Source organism: Rathayibacter sp. VKM Ac-2762 (assembly GCF_009866585.1).
Classification (GTDB): domain Bacteria; phylum Actinomycetota; class Actinomycetes; order Actinomycetales; family Microbacteriaceae; genus Rathayibacter.
The window spans coordinates 2,524,252-2,538,928 of record NZ_CP047419.1 but is presented as its reverse complement, the minus strand read 5'-3'; the positions used below and the strand labels follow the sequence as shown (position 1 = coordinate 2,538,928).

The following is a 14,677-nucleotide window of genomic DNA, read 5'->3' as shown; positions in this document are numbered from 1 at the left end:
TCTCCTCGGATCACGGGGTCGGGGGCGGAGGGCCGGACCCTCAGGCGCCGATGGCGCTCGGGTCGGCCGCCGAGGCGTAGGTGTCGTCGAGCAGCGAGTCGAGCGCGTCGTCGACCTGCTGCTGCGAGGCGACGTCGCCGTTCTCGACGAAGATCGGGCCGATCACGGCGAGCACGTCGGTCTGCGCGGAGCCGGGGACGTTGTCGACGTCGAGGTTGCTGCGCTCGGTGATGACCGTCGTCGCCACCGCCACGTCGAGGCCGGCGACGGAGGCGAGGATGCTCGCCGTCTCGTCCTGGTTCTCGAGCGCCCAGGCGCGGGCGTGCTCGTACGCGTTCACGACGGTCTGCGCGAGGTCCGGCTTCTCGGCGAGGAAGCTCTCGGTCGCGTTGAGCAGGCCGTAGGAGTTGAAGTCGACGTTGCGGTAGAGCAGGGTCGCCCCGGCCGCCTCGGCGCCGGCCATGATCGGGTCCAGGCCCGCCCAGGCGTCGACGGAGCCGTTCTGCAGCGCCGCCCAGCCGTCGGCGTGCTGCAGGTTCTGCACCGTCACGTCGCCGATGCCCAGCCCGGCGGCCTCGAGCGCCTGCACCAGGAAGAAGTACGGGTCGGTGCCCTTGGTGGCCGCGATCTGCTTGCCCTCGAGCTGCTCGACCGACGTGATCGCCGAGCCGGCGGGGACGACGAGGGCCGACCACTCCGGCTGCGAGAAGATGTCGATCGTCTTGATCGGCGAGCCGTTCGAGCGGGCGAGCAGCGCGGCGGAGCCGGCGGTGGAGCCGACGTCGATCGCTCCGGCGCGCAGGGCCTCGTTGGCCTTGTTGGAGCCGGCCGACTGCACCCAGGCGACGGTGACCTGCTGCTCGGCGAGGGCGGCCTCGAGCCAGCCCTTCTCCTTGATGACCAGGCTCAGCGGGTTGTACGTCGCGAAGTCGAGCGTGAGCGTGCCGCCCTGAGTTCCTCCGGAGGCGGCGTCGGCGGTCGCGGCCGCCGCTCCTCCTCCGCCCTCGCCCTGCACGCAGCCCGCGAGGAGCGGGACGGCGGCGGCGGTGAGCAGACCGGCGAGAGCGGTGCGGCGGGTGAGCGGGGAGCTGGTGAACGACATGGGGGCCTCGGCTTCGGGGATGCGGTGACAGCGAGTGTGGACGCTGCAGGGGAGGGGCGGTGCGGGGAGGTGCTCGTGCGGTGGAGAGCGGGAGGAGGAGGCGGCTGGGGAGGGAGGTCGTGCCGCCCGGACCGTGCCGCCCGGGTGGAGGGACGCGGGTCGATCCGCCCGGGGTCAGTGCCGCTCGATGCCCAGCCCCGCGAGGAGCTCGGCCCGGTGCTCGGCGAGCTCCGCCGAGCCGCGGTCGCGGGGCCGCGCGCCGGGGACGGTGACGATCCGCTGGATGCGCGAGACGCCTCCGGGCTCGTCGCGCCCGAGGAGCACGATGCGGTCGGCCAGCTGGAGGGCCTCGTCGACGTCGTGGGTGACGAGCAGGATCGTCGCCGGAGCCGCCGCGTGCACGTCGAGCAGCAGGTCCTGCATCCGCAGGCGGGTCAGCGCGTCGAGCGCCCCGAAGGGCTCGTCCAGGAGGAGCACGCCGGGGTTCCGGGCGAGGGCGCGGGCGAGGGAGGCGCGCTGGGCCATCCCCCCGGACACCTCGCGGGGCCGCGAGCGGGCGTGCGCGGTGAGGCCGACCAGCGAGAGCAGCTCGTCGACGGCGGCGCGGGCGGCCGGGCGCGGGGTGCCGCGCGGCAGTCCGAGCGCGACATTGTCGGCGATGCTCCGCCAGGGCAGCAGCCGCGGCTCCTGGAACGCCACCGCGCAGCGCGGGTCGATGCCGGAGACGGGGGCGCCGTCGATGAGGACGGACCCCTCGGAGGCGGTGTCCAGGCCCGCCGCGATGCGCAGCAGCGTCGACTTGCCGCAGCCGCTCGGGCCGAGGATCGCGATGACCTCGCCCGCGGCGGCCTCGAGCGTCACGTCCGTCAGCACGGGGGACCCGGGCGCGAAGGTGCGGCCGACCCCCTCGAAGCGCACGGGGAACGCCGACTGGCCGAGCTCGGCGTCGAAGGCCAGGCTCGTGCGGGCGGCGGGGGTGGCGGGCATGTCTCTCCGGGCAGCGGGACGGGCGGGCGGATCGTCCGATCGTACGGAGAGGCTCCCGGCGGCACAGCGGGGACCGACACGGGGAGTAACACAGGGGGTGGGACGCGGAAGGCCTCCCCGGTCCGCGGACGGGGGAGGCCTTCTGCCGGAGGGCTACGCCTGGACGAGCACGAGCTCCTCGAGGGGCAGGCGGGTGCGCGGCGCGGTCTCGCGCTCGCGGAGGGTCTCGTTCGCCAGCGCGTCGGCGTCGGCCGCGACTCCCACCGCGGCGATCGTCACCGGGTCGAAGCGCTCGTCGACGCCGAACGCGGCGCGGACGGCGTCCTTGTCGAAGCCGGCCATCTGGTGCACGTGCAGGCCCTCGTGGTGCGCCTGGACGCTGAGGTGGGCGATCGACTGGCCGAGGTCGTAGACGGCCCAGGGGCGCGGCTTCCCCTCGGAGTCGACGGTCTCGGCGAGCGCGACGACCAGGACGGCGGCGGAGCCGGCCCAGGCGCCGTTGAAGCCGGCGAGCGTCGCGACGATGCGGTCGAACTCGTCGGTTCCGCGGCGGGCGACGATGAAGCGCCACGGCTGCGAGTTGCTGGCGGACGGGGACCAGCGCGCGGCCTCGAGGAGGGACGCGAGGGTCTCGTCGGAGACGGTCGCGGACGCGTCGTAGGAGCGGGGGCTCCAGCGCTCCGCGAGGACGTCGAGGATCGGGGCGCTGGTGCTGGCGGTGCGGGAGGCGGTGGCGGACATCGCGGGGCTTCTTCCGTGCGGGGGACTGGGGGAGGGGCTCCGTCGCCCGTGGAGCCCAACCGTCCCCGCCCCGCGGGCATTCCCGCGCGTGCACGGCAGGCGCCCGCACGCGCGTTCGCCCACGGAGGAGCGGGCCGCCTCCGAGCCCCGGAACGGTACGGTGGGAGACGGCGTGGTCACCCCGCGCACCACCATCCACGACTCTGGAGGATCATCCATGGCCCAGCACTTCGACGTCGTCGTCCTGGGGGCAGGCCCCGGCGGATACGTGGCCGCGATCCGCGCCGCCCAGCTCGGCAAGTCCGTCGCCGTCGTCGAGAAGCAGTACTGGGGCGGTGTCTGCCTTAACGTCGGCTGCATCCCGTCCAAGGCGCTGCTGCGCAACGCGGAGCTCGCCCACCTCTTCCACACCCAGGCGAAGCAGTTCGGCATCTCGGGCGACGTCTCGTTCGACTTCGGCGCGGCGTTCGACCGCAGCCGCTCGGTCGCGGACGGCCGCACCAAGGGCGTCCACTTCCTGATGAAGAAGAACAAGATCGCCGAGTTCGACGGCGTCGGCTCCTTCACCGGCCCGCAGGGCCTCGACGTGCAGCTGAGCAAGGGCGGCACGGAGTCGCTGACCTTCGACGACGCGATCATCGCGACCGGCGCGAGCGTCCGCCTCCTCCCCGGCGTCGAGCTCTCCGAGAACGTCGTCACCTACGAGACCCAGATCATGACCCGCGAGCTCCCCGACACGATGGCCATCGTGGGCGCGGGCGCGATCGGCATGGAGTTCGCCTACGTCCTCAAGAACTACGGCGTCGACGTGACGATCATCGAGTTCATGGACCGCGCCCTCCCCAACGAGGACCCGGACGTCTCCAAGGAGATCCAGAAGCAGTACAAGAAGCTCGGCGTCGAGATCCTGACCTCGACCAAGGTCGAGTCGGTCGTCGACAAGGACGGCTACGTCACGGTCACCTACACCGCGAAGGACGGCACGCAGTCGACCCTCGAGGTCGACAAGGTGCTCATGTCGATCGGCTGGGTCCCCCGCACCGAGGGCTTCGGCCTCGAGAAGACGGGCGTCGAGCTCACCGAGCGCGGCGCGATCGCGATCGACGACCACATGCGCACCAACGTGCCGCACATCTACGCCATCGGCGACGTCACCGCGAAGCTGCAGCTCGCGCACGTCGCGGAGGCGCAGGGCGTCGTCGCCGCCGAGACCCTCGCCGGTGCCGAGACCCAGACCCTGGGCGACTACCGGATGATGCCGCGCGCGACGTTCTGCCAGCCGCAGATCGCCTCCTTCGGCCTCACCGAGAAGCAGGCGACGGACGAGGGACACGAGATCACCGTCTCGACCTTCCCCTTCATGGCGAACGGCAAGGCCCATGGCCTCGGCGAGCCCACCGGCTTCGTGAAGCTCATCGCGAGCAAGAAGTACGGCGAGCTCCTCGGCGCCCACATGATCGGCCCGGACGTCTCGGAGCTGCTCCCCGAGCTCACGCTCGCCCAGAAGTGGGACCTCACCGCGACCGAGCTGGCCCGCAACGTGCACACCCACCCGACGCTGTCGGAGGCGCTGCAGGAGGGCTTCCACGGCCTCAAGGGGCACATGATCAACATGTAGGGCTCGTCCCTCCACGGCCTCCGGCCCGCAGGATCCCGCTCGGCTCGTCCGCGGCGGATCCTGCGGGCCGGAGCCGTCTCCGGGGGCGTCCGCGGGGCTCCGGCGCCGCTCCCGCTACCGTGGCCCGATGGATCCGCGCCTGCTCGACCGCCTCGCCGCCGACGCCTGGCCCGCGCTCGTGCGGCGCCCCTTCGGCGCGTGGGAGCTGCGCGCCTCCGCAGGGGTCACCAAGCGCGCGAACTCGGTGCTCGCGTCCGGCGACGTCGTCGACCAGGAGGCGGCGCTCGACGCGGCGGAGGCGTTCGCCCGCGAGCACGGGATCGCGCCCCTCGTGCAGATCGGGCCGCCGAGCCCCGCCGGTCTGACCGGGCTGCTCGCCGAGCGGGGCGCCGCGCCGATCGACCGGACGCTCGTGCTGACGGGTTCGGTGCAGGAGGCGCTCGCCGCCCTGTCCACGACGTCGGGGTCCGCGCCGTCGGTATCCGCGCCGCGGCCTCGCGTCCGGCTCGCCCCGGCTCCCGACGAGGACTGGCTCGCCCTCTGGTGGTCGGTGGACGGTCGCGGGGGAGCGGAGGAGCGCGCGGTCGCCGAGCGCATCCTCGCGGGCTGCCCCTCCTCCTACGCTCTCGCCGTCGACGGGGACGGCCCGGCCGCGACCGGCCGCCTCGCGCTCGTCACGGCGCCGGACGGCGAGCTCTGGGGCGGCCTCTTCGCCCTGGCGACCCGGCCGGACGCCCGGCGCCGCGGGCTCGCCTCCGCCGTGATCCGCGCCCTCCTCGAGGACGCGTCCGGCCGGGGTGTCGCGCGCTTCTGGCTCCAGGTGCTCGCCGAGAACGCCGGCGCCCGCCGCCTCTACGCGTCCCTCGGCTGCCGCGAGTCGTCCTGGTACGAGTACTGGCGCTGACGCGCTCGCGGAGGAGGAGAGAGGCGCCGCGGGTCAGGCGTTCGCGAGCACGGCGCGGGCGACGGCCTCGGCCTTCGCCGCGTCGCCGGTGACGGTCACGCGCCACCACACGTCGTCGGCCAGCGCGTCGATCTCGCAGACGCCCGCCGCGCAGCCGGTGAGGGCCTTCTCGCCGAAGCCGTCGAGCGGCTCGAGCGGGATCGCCAGGCCCGAGGTCAGCGAGAGGTTCCGCCAGCCGTCGTCGCCGTTCGGGAGCGCGTCGACCGTCACGCCCGAGTAGGCGGCGCTGGAGGCGTCGCTCCAGCTGCAGGAGGCGTACCCGGCCCGGGCGGCGGCAGCGGCCGACGCGGTGGTCGGCGTCCCGGTCCCCGTCCCCGCGGTCGCCTGCGCGAGACCGGCGGCACCGGACAGCTGCTCGGCCGTCAGGACCTCGGTGCAGACGGGCGCCGTCGCGGTGACCGGCTCGTCGAGGGTACCGAGCGCGGCGGAGGCGGTGCCGGTCGCCAGCGCGGCGAGGTCGACGGCCGCGGGGGCGCCGCGCAGCTGCAGCGTCACCCAGGTGGCGCCGGCGAGCAGGTCCAGGTCGCAGCTGCCGTCGGTGCAGGAGCCGTAGGCCTCGACGGCGGTCTCGAGGCGCGGGCCCGGACGGCCGGCGAAGGCCTCGGCGGCGTCGTCGACCGCGGCCGCGGTGATCGAGGCGTCCTCGTCGTACCAGGCGCAGCGGAGCACTCCGCCGTTCTCCTCCGCGGCCTCGCGGATCAGCTCGCCCGAGGAGCGCGTCGTCACCTCGCGGCTGCCCTCGAGAGCGCTGCGGGAGACCCCCAGCGCCGAGGCCGCCCGTGTGGCGGGGAGGAGGGAGTCGCAGCCCAGGCGGGTCGAGGCCGTGGGCGAGGGCGTCGGAGTCGCGGAGGGAGTCGGAGCGGCGGTCTCGGACGCCGACGGGGTGGCCGCGACGTCCGAGCGCTCGGCCGACGTGCAGCCCGTCAGCGCGACGAGAACGGCGAGCGCGGCGCCGACCGTCGCCAGGCGCGGGAGGCGGGCCCTCACGCGGCCAGCTCGCGCTCGATCGCGGCCGTGAACGCGTCGATGTCGTCCTCCGTCGTGTCGAAGGAGCAGACCCAGCGGACCTCGCCGGTCGCCGGGTTCCAGTCGTAGAAGCGGTAGGCGGTGCGGAGCCGGTCCGCGACTCCGGGCGGCAGCGTCGCGAACACCGCGTTGGCCTGGGTCTGCTGCGTGAACTCGAGCCCGGTGATCCGGCCGGCGGCGATCGCCTCCTCGAGCCCCGAGCGCAGGCGCGCCGCCATGGCGTTCGCGTGCCGGGCCGAGCGGAGCCACAGGGGCTCCTCCTCGCCGCCGTCGCCGAGCAGGGCGAGCAGCTGCGCCGAGATGAAGCGCATCTTGGAGGACAGCTGCATGTTGGTCTTGCGGAGGAAGGTCAGCCCGGTCGAGGCCGCCGGGTCGAGCACGACGATCGCCTCGCCGAGCAGGATGCCGTTCTTGGTGCCGCCGAACGAGAGCACGTCGACGCCCGCGTCGGTCGTGAAGGAGCGCAGGGGCAGGCCGAGGGCGGCCGCGGCGTTCGCGATGCGCGCCCCGTCCATGTGCAGCCGCATGCCGAGGCCGTGCGCGTGGTCGGCGAGCGCGCGCACCTCCTCGGGGGTGTAGACGGTGCCGAGCTCGGAGGACTGGGTGATCGAGACCACGAGCGGCTGGGCGCGGTGCTCGTCGCCGAAGCCCCACGCCTCCTGGTCGACCAGCGCCGGGGTCAGCTTGCCGTCGGGCGTGGGGACCGTGAGGATCTTGATCCCGCCGACCTTCTCGGGCGCTCCGCCCTCGTCGGAGGTGATGTGCGCGGTGCCCGCCGAGACGACGGCGCCCCACCGGGGCAGCATCGACTGCAGGCCGGTGACGTTGGCGCCCGTGCCGTTGAAGACGGGGAAGGCCTGGGCCTGCTCGCCGAACTCGCGGCGGAACGCCTCCTGCAGGCGCTCGGTGTAGACGTCCTCGCCGTAGGCGATCTGGTGCGCTCCGTTGGCCGCGGCGATCGCGGCGAGGACCTCGTCGTGCACTCCGGAGTAGTTGTCGGAGGCGAAGCCGCGGACGTCGGGATCGTGCAGAGCGCTCATCCCTCCATCTTCGCAGCCCGCCGCCCGGAGGAGCCCGGGAGGCGCCCGCCGAGACACCCCTCCTGCCTCCCGCATGTTTCGGGCAGGTGAACGGACGACGACCCGAAAGCCGATCTCCGTCAAGAAGTTGGTATCGGCTGGGAGGCAGGCCACTCTTGACGTATGCGCATGGACACGACGGGAGCTGTCCGCGACATGCCCGCCCCTCCCGGGGTGGACGAGATCGCGGCTCGCTTCGGCGATCCCGTCCTCGCGTTCGCGCCCCAGCCGAGGCTGGAGGAGTTCGCCGCGGCGCAGACGATGGCGCTCGGCCGCTTCGTCGAGATCTCGCTCTCGTACTCGTTCTACAAGAACCCGCGCAACCGCGCCGACCCCGTCAACCACGTCCCGCTGACCCCCGAGCAGAAGCGCGCGATCGAGCGCGCCGAGAACGACCACCTGCCGCCATGGATGGTCGACCAGGTGACGCGGATGCGGTACCCGGTGCTCTGGGAGGCGGTCCGCACCTCCGTGCCGATCCCCGCCGAGCGCAGCCGGCCCCTGGAGTCCCGCCTCGCGGCCCACATGGGCGACGTGCTCCGCAACACCTTCCCGGGCCGCGTGCGCAGCCGCCGCGGCGGGATGCCGGTGGTCGCCGCCGCCCTCCGCGACGAGGACGTCGTGCGCGGCGTCCCGGTGATCGTGGACGGGGAGGCGCTGCGCGGCTACCGCGTGGACACCGACCCGGACGTGGTCGCGATCGGCGCCCGCGTCGACGGCCGCTACATGACGGTCGTGCTCGACCGGAAGATCGTGCCGGAGATCCGGATGGAGTTCGTCCGCCGCGCCCCGCCGCGCCCGGCCTCGAGCCAGCCCCGGCGCTGACCGCCCCGGCGTCGAGCACCCGCAAGCAGATCCCCCGGCCGACCGCTCAGGGGCGCCCCGGCACCGCGATCCCGTGCTCGTAGGCGAACACGACCGCCTGGATCCGGTCGCGCACGCCGAGCTTCATCAGGATCTTCGAGACGTGCGTCTTCACGGTCGCCTCGCCCACGAACAGCTCGGCCGCGATCTCGGCGTTCGACCAGCCCCGCGCCAGGTGCACGAGCACCTCCCGCTCGCGGTCCGTCAGGTCGGCCACTCCGGAGTGGTCGGCCGCGGCCGGCGTGTGCTCGGGCACGGACGCGAACCGCTCGATCACGCGCCGGGTGACGTCGGGGGCGAGCATCGCGTCGCCGCGGGCGACCACCTGCACGGCCTCGACCAGCTCCTCCGGCGACGCGTTCTTGAGCAGGAACCCGCTGGCGCCGGCCGAGAGCGCCTCGAAGAGGTAGTCGTCGCGGTCGAAGGTGGTGAGGATGAGCACCCGCGAGCACAGGCGCGGGTCGGCCACGATCTCGCGGGTCGCGGCCAGGCCGTCGAGGCCGGGCATCTGCACGTCCATGCAGATCACGTCGGGGCGCAGCTCGGAGGCGCGCTGCAGGGCCTCGAGCCCGGTGCGGGCCTCGCCGACCACCTCGATCCCCGGCTCCGACTCGAGGATGATGCGGAAGCCCACGCGGACGAGCTCCTGGTCGTCGACGAGCAGCACCCGCACGTGCTCGGTCATGGGCGGCCCCCGCTCGCTCGCTCCTGACGCCCCCGCGACGTCTCCGACGACGGTACCGGGTCGTCGGCGTCCGGCACGCTCGCCCGGACGGGGGACAGCGGCACCCGGGCGTGCACGAGGTAGCCTGCGCCCCTCGGCCCCATCTCGATCCAGCCGCCGACCGCGGCCGCGCGCTCGCTCATGCCGGTGTGCCCCAGTCCGCAGGAGGCGGGAGCGCTCGGGTGCGGGCCGGACCCGCCGTCGTCGGCGATCTCGAGCTCGACCGCGTCGGGGGCGTAGCGGAGGCGCACCTCGGCGTGCGCGCCGCGCCCCGCGTGCTTGCGGACGTTCGTGAGCGACTCCTGCGCGATGCGGTAGAGGCTGAGCCCTACCGTCGCGGGGATCTCGCGGGGCGTGCCGAGGGTGAGGAAGACGGTGGGCAGGCCCGACCCGCCGGACGCCGCGACCAGCTCCTCGAGCTGGGCCACCCCGCGGGTGGACGCGGCGTCGGTGAGCGGATTCGGGACCGCGTCCTCGGCGCGCAGCGCGACCAGGATGCGGTGCAGCTCCTCGATCGCCGAGCGCGCGTCGCCCTCGATGGCGCTGAGCGAGGCCGCCGCCCGCTCCGGATCCCGCGCCAGCACCCGCCGCGCCGCTCCCGCCTGCACGCCCATCACGCTGACGTGGTGCGCGACCACGTCGTGCAGCTCGCGGGCGATCCGCAGCCGCTCGGAGGACACCGCCTGCCGCGAGGAGCGCTCCCGCTCGTCGTCGAGCTCGGCCGTGCGCGTCTCGAGCGCCTCCAGCCGGCGGGCCGACTGCCACGACGCCTCGCCGAAGACGTAGGCGCTGCCGAAGTAGAGCAGGTTCGAGACGACCGCGAGGGCCGACTCCGCCGCGTAGGGCGAGAGCAGGCCGGGGGAGTCGTCGACCGGCACGGAGCTGCCGAAGTACTCGCCCGTGGCGAGGGTGGTGAGCAGCCAGCCCAGCATCCCGACCGCGATCGCCACTCGGACGACGAGCGCCGTGCGCCGGTTCCGGCCCCACGCGCCGACCGTGTAGAGCGCGAGGAACAGGCAGATCTGGCCGAAGAGCGACTCCGGCACCTGGAGCACGATCCCGAGCGCGTAGACGACGGAGAGCCCGGCCGCCACGCTCGCGGGGAACCGGCGGCGCAGCGCGAGGGGAAGGGTCATCAGGACGGCCCAGTGGGCGCTGACGACGGGGTGCGCCGCGTCCGGGAAGCCCGCCGAGGAGTACAGCGCGACGGAGACGATCGTCGCCACCAGCAGGATCCCCGCGGTGACCGCGTCGCGCACGTATCCGGCCCGGCTCGGCGCTCGCCGGATCCAGCCCGCGTCGAGCGGGTCCGCGGCTCCGTCACCTGAGGGCATGCGCCCCACGCTAACCGACGCCGGTCGGACGGGGCCCCGGGAGGCGGAGGAGCGCACCCCGCCGCCTCCCGGGCGCGACGTCAGTCCCGGCCGGTGATGCCCCGGGTCGAGGCGATGACGTCGCCCATCTTCTTCCCGAGGGCCTCGTAGAACATCGACAGCGGGAACTCGTCGTCCAGCACCGCGTCGGTGAGCCCGCGCGGGGCGCCGAGCAGCACCTCGTCCGGGAGCCCGCGGGCCCAGGCGGAGGCGGGGTGCGGAGTGAGAGTGGCCGCGATCAGCTCGTGCGCGGCCAGCCAGTGCGCCGTCTTCGGCCGGTCGATCGAGCGCCAGTAGAGCTCGTCGATCGCGTCCGAGAGGGCGACGACCACGTCGGCGACGCCGTCCCACTCGAACGCCAGCCGGGTGTCGGTCCAGTGCAGGACGCCGTGCTGGTGCAGCCAGGCGAAGAGCAGCTGGCCGCCGAGGCCGTCGTAGTTGCGCACCCGCGACCCGGTGAGCGGGAAGCGGAAGAGCCGGTCGAACAGGATCGCGTACTGCACGAAGCGCGAGCGCTCGGCCAGCGCCTCCTCCTCGTCGTCGCGGCGGTCGAGCGCGCCGAGGCGGCGCTCGATGGCGACGGCCTCGCGGAAGGCGGTGAGGTCGCACCGCAGCTCCTCCAGCGAGTAGAGGAAGAAGGGCATCCGCTGCTTGATCATGAACGGGTCGAACGGCAGGTCGCCGCGCATGTGGGTGCGGTCGTGGATGAGGTCCCACATCACGAAGGACTCCTCCGCCAGGCGCTGGTCGGCCAGCAGGCGCTGCGCGTCCTCCGGGAGCTCGAGACGGGTGATCCGGGCCGCCTCCGTGACGACGCGGCGGAACCGGGCCGCCTCGCGGTCGGCGAAGATCGCGCCCCAGGTGAAGGACGGGACGGAGCGCATCGCGACCGTCTCGGGGAACAGCACGGCGCTGTCGGTGTCGTAGCCGGCGGTGAAGTCGACGAAGCGCACGGGCACGAAGAGGGCGTTGGAGTAGTCGCCCGCCTCCAGCTCGGCGACGAACCGCGGCCAGACGACCTCGACGAGGACGGCCTCGACGTGGCGGTCGCGGCTGCCGTTCTGGGTGTACATGGGGAAGATGACGAGGTGGCGGCGGCCGTCGACGCGCTCGAGCTGCGGCTGGAACGCGGTGAGCGAGTCGAGGAAGTCGGGCAGGCCGAGGCCGCCGGCGCTCCAGCGCTCGAGGTCGACGACCAGCGCGTCGAGGTACGCGGCGTCGTGCGGGAACGCGGGGGCGAGGGTGCGGACGCCGGCGACGATCCGCTCGACGAGGGTGCGCGCCTCCTCGAGCCGCTCGGGCTCGGCGAGCGAGCCGTCCTGGGACTGGAGCGGCTGCAGCGCGGCGGCGGCCGCCTTCAGGTCGAGCCAGGCGGCGGACTCCTCCACGCGGTCCTCGACGACCTCGGGTTCTCCGACGACGGTGCTCTGCACGGCTTGCGACATGGTGATCCTCCTCACGCTGGTGATACGGGGCTGCAGGAGCGGAACGCGCTCCGACTCCGAGCGTATGGGCTCGTGCGCGCGCTTTTCTTGCGTCTCGGCGGAGCGAAGCGGCGATCTCGCGGGGGCGGGCGCACGTCTCCGCCGCCCCTCGGAGGCCCCGCGGTCAGCGGTTGCCCAGGTGTTGTGCAGGTGCCACCCCCCGTCCGGGGCTAGATTCCTCACCGCTTCCGTTTCCCTCCCCTCATCGGGTCGAAGATGGGGCGATACCGTGTCCGCATCCCGAGTGCGGAGACATCCGATCGGACAGGCGCGCCGAACACCCTGGCGGCGCGCTCGATCGGCGAGCCATCCTGAGAGAGAGGATCGGAGCGCGTGACGGGACCCGAACCCGGAAGCGACCAGAGAACAGCCAGCATCGACCACCACCCCGAGAACCTCCGCCTGCTCCCCTGGCCGCAGGCGGACGCCTCCGTCCTTCGCGACACCCTCGCGCACGCGGGCGGCGGACTCGAGAGCGAGAGCGAGATCCTCGTGCGCCACGACCGCTACCTGCGCGGTTGGGCGGACGGCGACGCGTTCTTCTACGTGGTCGAGCTGGACGGACTCTCCGTCGGCTCCATCGGCTATTGGTACGGCTGCTCGCGCGGCGTCGTCGCCTACGAGGCGGCGTGGAGCATCGCTCCGCACGCCCGCGGCATCACCGCGGACTCCGTGCGGATGCTGCTCGAGGAGGCGGCGGCGTTCCCCGTGCCCCGCTTCGTGCACGCCTTTGTAGCGGAGAGCGACCTGGACGCCGGCGCGACCTGCGTCGAGGCCGGCTTCGACCGGATCGACCTCGTCGAGCAGGGCGAGCCGCCGGAGCTCTACGTGGACTGGGCGTTCGACCTGGCCGCCGTGGCCTGATCAGATCCCGTGGCGCTCCAGCCACGGCCGCAGCACCGCGAGGAACTCCTCCGGGTGCTCGAGGCTGGGCAGGTGCGCCGCGTCCTCGAGCACGTGCAGCTCGGCACCGCTCACCTCGGCGGCGAGGTGCTCGCAGACCGGCAGCGACTCCGAGAGGTCGTGCGCGCCCGCCACGACGAGGGTCGGCACGGCGATCTCCCCGAGCCGCTCGCCCGCCGGCCCGGAGGGCCCGATCGGGCGGGGGGCCTCCGCCTCGTGGCCGACGCCCGTGAGCGCGAGCTCCCGGACCCGCGCGAGGAACTCCGGAGCGACGTCGTCCGCGGAGCGGTCGGGACCCACGGCCCAGAGCTCCGCCTCGACGATCGCCGCGGCCTCCCGCTCGCCCGCGAGCTCCAGCGCCTCGACCTCCCCGAAGCGGCGCTCCTCCTCCGCCGTCAGCGCGGGGTAGTCGAAGCCCGCCAGGCCCGGGGCGATCACGACCAGGCCGGTCACCCGCTCCGGATGCTCGAGCGCCAGGTCGAGCGCGAGCGTCCCGCCCCGCGAGCAGCCGACGACCACCGCGTGCTCGACCCCGAGGTGGTCGAGCACGTCCAGGGCGTCCCGGCGCGGGTCGTACTCCACGTCCTCCGTGCTCGTTCCGCCCGCGCCGCGGACGTCGTAGCGGACCACCAGCCGGTCGCGCGAGAGGTCGGGGACGAGCGGGTCCCACATCCGCAGGTCGGCGATGCCCGCGTGCACGAGCAGCAGGGCGGGCGCGGAGGCGTGGCCGTCCGCCTCCCAGTGGAGGCTCGCGCCGGGGACCTCGAGATGCGGCATGCCGCACACCGTAGGCGCGTCCCGCCGGCGCTGCAACGCCCGGCCACTGCCTAGGGTGGAGGCGCGACAGCGGACGGGCCGCGGCGGGGAGGCGGCGGCGTGGAGGGCGTGCTCACCGGCTTCTCGATCATCGGGGTCGTCATCGCGGTCGGCTACCTGATCGCGCGGTTCCGGATCGTCCCGCCCGAGAGCCGGCTGATCCTGTCGCGGATCGCCTTCTTCGTCACGACGCCGGCGCTGCTGTTCACCGTGCTGTCGCGGGCCGACGTCTCCGTCCTCTTCTCCTCGTTCCTGCTCGTCTCGCTCCTGACGGTGCTGACCGTCGCCCTGCTCTACGTGCTGGCCTCGCGGCTGCTCTTCCCCCGCCCGCTGCCGGAGACGGTGATCGGGACCGCGGCCTCCTCCTACGTCAACGCCAACAACATCGGACTGCCGGTCGCCATCTACGTGCTGGGCGATCCGCAGTGGGTGGCCCCGACGCTCCTCCTGCAGCTGATCGTCCTCGCGCCGACGATCCTGACGCTGCTCGACGTCTCGACGAGCGGGCGGACCTCGGTCGGCGCGATCCTCACGCAGCCGCTGCGGAACCCGATGATCATCGCCTCCGCCCTCGGCCTCGTCGTCGCCCTCATTGGCGTGGAGCTGCCCGCGCCCGTGCTGCAGCCGTTCTCGATCATCGGCAACGCGTCGATCCCGCTGGTGCTGATCGCCTTCGGGATGTCGCTGCGCGGGCAGCGGCCGCTGGAGGCGGGGCCGGCGCGGGTGGAGGTGGTGGTCGCGTCCGTCCTCAAGTCGCTGGTGATGCCGGCGGTCGCGCTGCTGCTGGGGCGCTTCGCGTTCCACCTCGACTCCGAGCACCTCTTCGTGGTGACGGTGACCGCCGCACTGCCGACCGCGCAGAACATCTTCACCTTCGCCTCGCGCTACGACCGGGGCGTCGCCGTCGCCCGCGACACGGCCCTTGTGACCACGGTCGCCGCAGTGCCCGTGCTCATCGGGGTGTCCCTCCTGCTGGGCTGAGCGGAGCAGCATCCC

14 protein-coding genes are annotated in these 14,677 nt (G+C 73.7%); 5 read left to right on the top strand and 9 right to left on the bottom strand.

What is annotated here, in order from left to right:
• Positions 1 to 40: 40 nt before the first annotated feature.
• The 3 genes from GTU71_RS11955 to GTU71_RS11945 all read right to left on the bottom strand — a co-directional run bounded on the left by GTU71_RS11955 (position 41) and on the right by GTU71_RS11945 (position 2,830).
• Positions 41 to 1,102, bottom strand: coding sequence for an aliphatic sulfonate ABC transporter substrate-binding protein (locus GTU71_RS11955; RefSeq protein WP_104327643.1), 1,062 nt, complete (start codon positions 1,100 to 1,102; stop codon positions 41 to 43).
• Positions 1,103 to 1,276: 174 nt separating this feature from the next.
• Positions 1,277 to 2,089 carry an ABC transporter ATP-binding protein gene (locus GTU71_RS11950; RefSeq protein ID WP_104222820.1) on the bottom strand — a complete coding sequence of 271 codons (813 nt, stop codon included), beginning with the start codon at positions 2,087 to 2,089 and terminating at the stop codon, positions 1,277 to 1,279.
• A gap of 153 nt (positions 2,090 to 2,242) precedes the next feature.
• Positions 2,243 to 2,830: a nitroreductase family protein gene (locus GTU71_RS11945; protein WP_104222819.1), complete on the bottom strand. Its 588-nt coding sequence runs from the start codon at positions 2,828 to 2,830 to the stop codon at positions 2,243 to 2,245.
• Between the two features lie 217 nt (positions 2,831 to 3,047).
• On the opposite strand from GTU71_RS11945, the gene lpdA reads away from it, so the two are divergent.
• Together lpdA and GTU71_RS11935 are read left to right on the top strand one after the other, a co-directional pair.
• Positions 3,048 to 4,448 carry a dihydrolipoyl dehydrogenase gene (gene lpdA, locus GTU71_RS11940; RefSeq protein WP_104222818.1) on the top strand — a complete coding sequence of 467 codons (1,401 nt, stop codon included), beginning with the start codon at positions 3,048 to 3,050 and terminating at the stop codon, positions 4,446 to 4,448.
• A 127-nt stretch (positions 4,449 to 4,575) separates the two neighbouring features.
• Positions 4,576 to 5,352 carry a GNAT family N-acetyltransferase gene (locus GTU71_RS11935; protein WP_159940228.1) on the top strand — a complete coding sequence of 259 codons (777 nt, stop codon included), beginning with the start codon at positions 4,576 to 4,578 and terminating at the stop codon, positions 5,350 to 5,352.
• A 33-nt stretch (positions 5,353 to 5,385) separates the two neighbouring features.
• Here the strand turns inward: GTU71_RS11935 and GTU71_RS11930 are convergent, their stop codons facing one another.
• Complete coding sequence (locus GTU71_RS11930) at positions 5,386 to 6,399, bottom strand: hypothetical protein (RefSeq protein ID WP_159940226.1); 1,014 nt, start codon at positions 6,397 to 6,399, stop codon at positions 5,386 to 5,388.
• Entirely contained in the window at positions 6,396 to 7,478 is a 1,083-nt protein-coding gene (locus tag GTU71_RS11925) for a beta-eliminating lyase-related protein (RefSeq protein WP_104256598.1), read from the bottom strand. Before GTU71_RS11925 ends, GTU71_RS11930 begins: the two co-directional genes overlap by 4 nt.
• 168 nt (positions 7,479 to 7,646) lie before the next feature.
• Between GTU71_RS11925 and GTU71_RS11920 the strand changes: the two genes are divergently transcribed.
• Positions 7,647 to 8,342, top strand: a complete 696-nt coding sequence (locus GTU71_RS11920) for a hypothetical protein (protein ID WP_159940224.1) — start codon at positions 7,647 to 7,649, stop codon at positions 8,340 to 8,342.
• 46 nt (positions 8,343 to 8,388) lie between these two features.
• Here the strand turns inward: GTU71_RS11920 and GTU71_RS11915 are convergent, their stop codons facing one another.
• From GTU71_RS11915 to GTU71_RS11905, 3 genes are all read right to left on the bottom strand, one after another.
• On the bottom strand, positions 8,389 to 9,066 hold the full coding sequence (locus tag GTU71_RS11915; protein ID WP_104309565.1) for a response regulator transcription factor: 678 nt from the start codon (positions 9,064 to 9,066) through the stop codon (positions 8,389 to 8,391).
• Entirely contained in the window at positions 9,063 to 10,439 is a 1,377-nt protein-coding gene (locus GTU71_RS11910; protein WP_159940222.1) for a histidine kinase, read from the bottom strand. The genes GTU71_RS11915 and GTU71_RS11910 overlap by 4 nt, the downstream gene beginning before the upstream one ends.
• A gap of 80 nt (positions 10,440 to 10,519) precedes the next feature.
• A complete protein-coding gene (locus GTU71_RS11905) occupies positions 10,520 to 11,923 on the bottom strand; it encodes a DUF6421 family protein (protein ID WP_159940220.1) in 1,404 nt (467 codons plus the stop codon).
• A 372-nt stretch (positions 11,924 to 12,295) separates the two neighbouring features.
• On the opposite strand from GTU71_RS11905, the gene GTU71_RS11900 reads away from it, so the two are divergent.
• Complete coding sequence (locus tag GTU71_RS11900) at positions 12,296 to 12,826, top strand: hypothetical protein (protein WP_104260956.1); 531 nt, start codon at positions 12,296 to 12,298, stop codon at positions 12,824 to 12,826.
• Here the strand turns inward: GTU71_RS11900 and GTU71_RS11895 are convergent, their stop codons facing one another.
• Positions 12,827 to 13,642 carry an alpha/beta fold hydrolase gene (locus tag GTU71_RS11895; protein WP_159940218.1) on the bottom strand — a complete coding sequence of 272 codons (816 nt, stop codon included), beginning with the start codon at positions 13,640 to 13,642 and terminating at the stop codon, positions 12,827 to 12,829.
• A 99-nt stretch (positions 13,643 to 13,741) separates the two neighbouring features.
• On the opposite strand from GTU71_RS11895, the gene GTU71_RS11890 reads away from it, so the two are divergent.
• Positions 13,742 to 14,662, top strand: a complete 921-nt coding sequence (locus GTU71_RS11890; protein WP_159940216.1) for an AEC family transporter — start codon at positions 13,742 to 13,744, stop codon at positions 14,660 to 14,662.
• Positions 14,663 to 14,677: the final 15 nt, after the last annotated feature.

What these genes read in the sequence shown, in the direction of transcription:
- GTU71_RS11955 (WP_104327643.1), bottom strand. Translation starts at nt 1,102, where the DNA reads ATGTCGTTCACCAGCTCCCCGCTCACCCGCCGCACCGCTCTCGCCGGT.
- GTU71_RS11950 (WP_104222820.1), bottom strand. Translation starts at nt 2,089, where the DNA reads ATGCCCGCCACCCCCGCCGCCCGCACGAGCCTGGCCTTCGACGCCGAG.
- GTU71_RS11945 (WP_104222819.1), bottom strand. Translation starts at nt 2,830, where the DNA reads ATGTCCGCCACCGCCTCCCGCACCGCCAGCACCAGCGCCCCGATCCTC.
- lpdA (WP_104222818.1), top strand. Translation starts at nt 3,048, where the DNA reads ATGGCCCAGCACTTCGACGTCGTCGTCCTGGGGGCAGGCCCCGGCGGA.
- GTU71_RS11935 (WP_159940228.1), top strand. Translation starts at nt 4,576, where the DNA reads ATGGATCCGCGCCTGCTCGACCGCCTCGCCGCCGACGCCTGGCCCGCG.
- GTU71_RS11925 (WP_104256598.1), bottom strand. Translation starts at nt 7,478, where the DNA reads ATGAGCGCTCTGCACGATCCCGACGTCCGCGGCTTCGCCTCCGACAAC.
- GTU71_RS11920 (WP_159940224.1), top strand. Translation starts at nt 7,647, where the DNA reads ATGGACACGACGGGAGCTGTCCGCGACATGCCCGCCCCTCCCGGGGTG.
- GTU71_RS11915 (WP_104309565.1), bottom strand. Translation starts at nt 9,066, where the DNA reads ATGACCGAGCACGTGCGGGTGCTGCTCGTCGACGACCAGGAGCTCGTC.
- GTU71_RS11910 (WP_159940222.1), bottom strand. Translation starts at nt 10,439, where the DNA reads ATGCCCTCAGGTGACGGAGCCGCGGACCCGCTCGACGCGGGCTGGATC.
- GTU71_RS11905 (WP_159940220.1), bottom strand. Translation starts at nt 11,923, where the DNA reads ATGTCGCAAGCCGTGCAGAGCACCGTCGTCGGAGAACCCGAGGTCGTC.
- GTU71_RS11895 (WP_159940218.1), bottom strand. Translation starts at nt 13,642, where the DNA reads ATGCCGCATCTCGAGGTCCCCGGCGCGAGCCTCCACTGGGAGGCGGAC.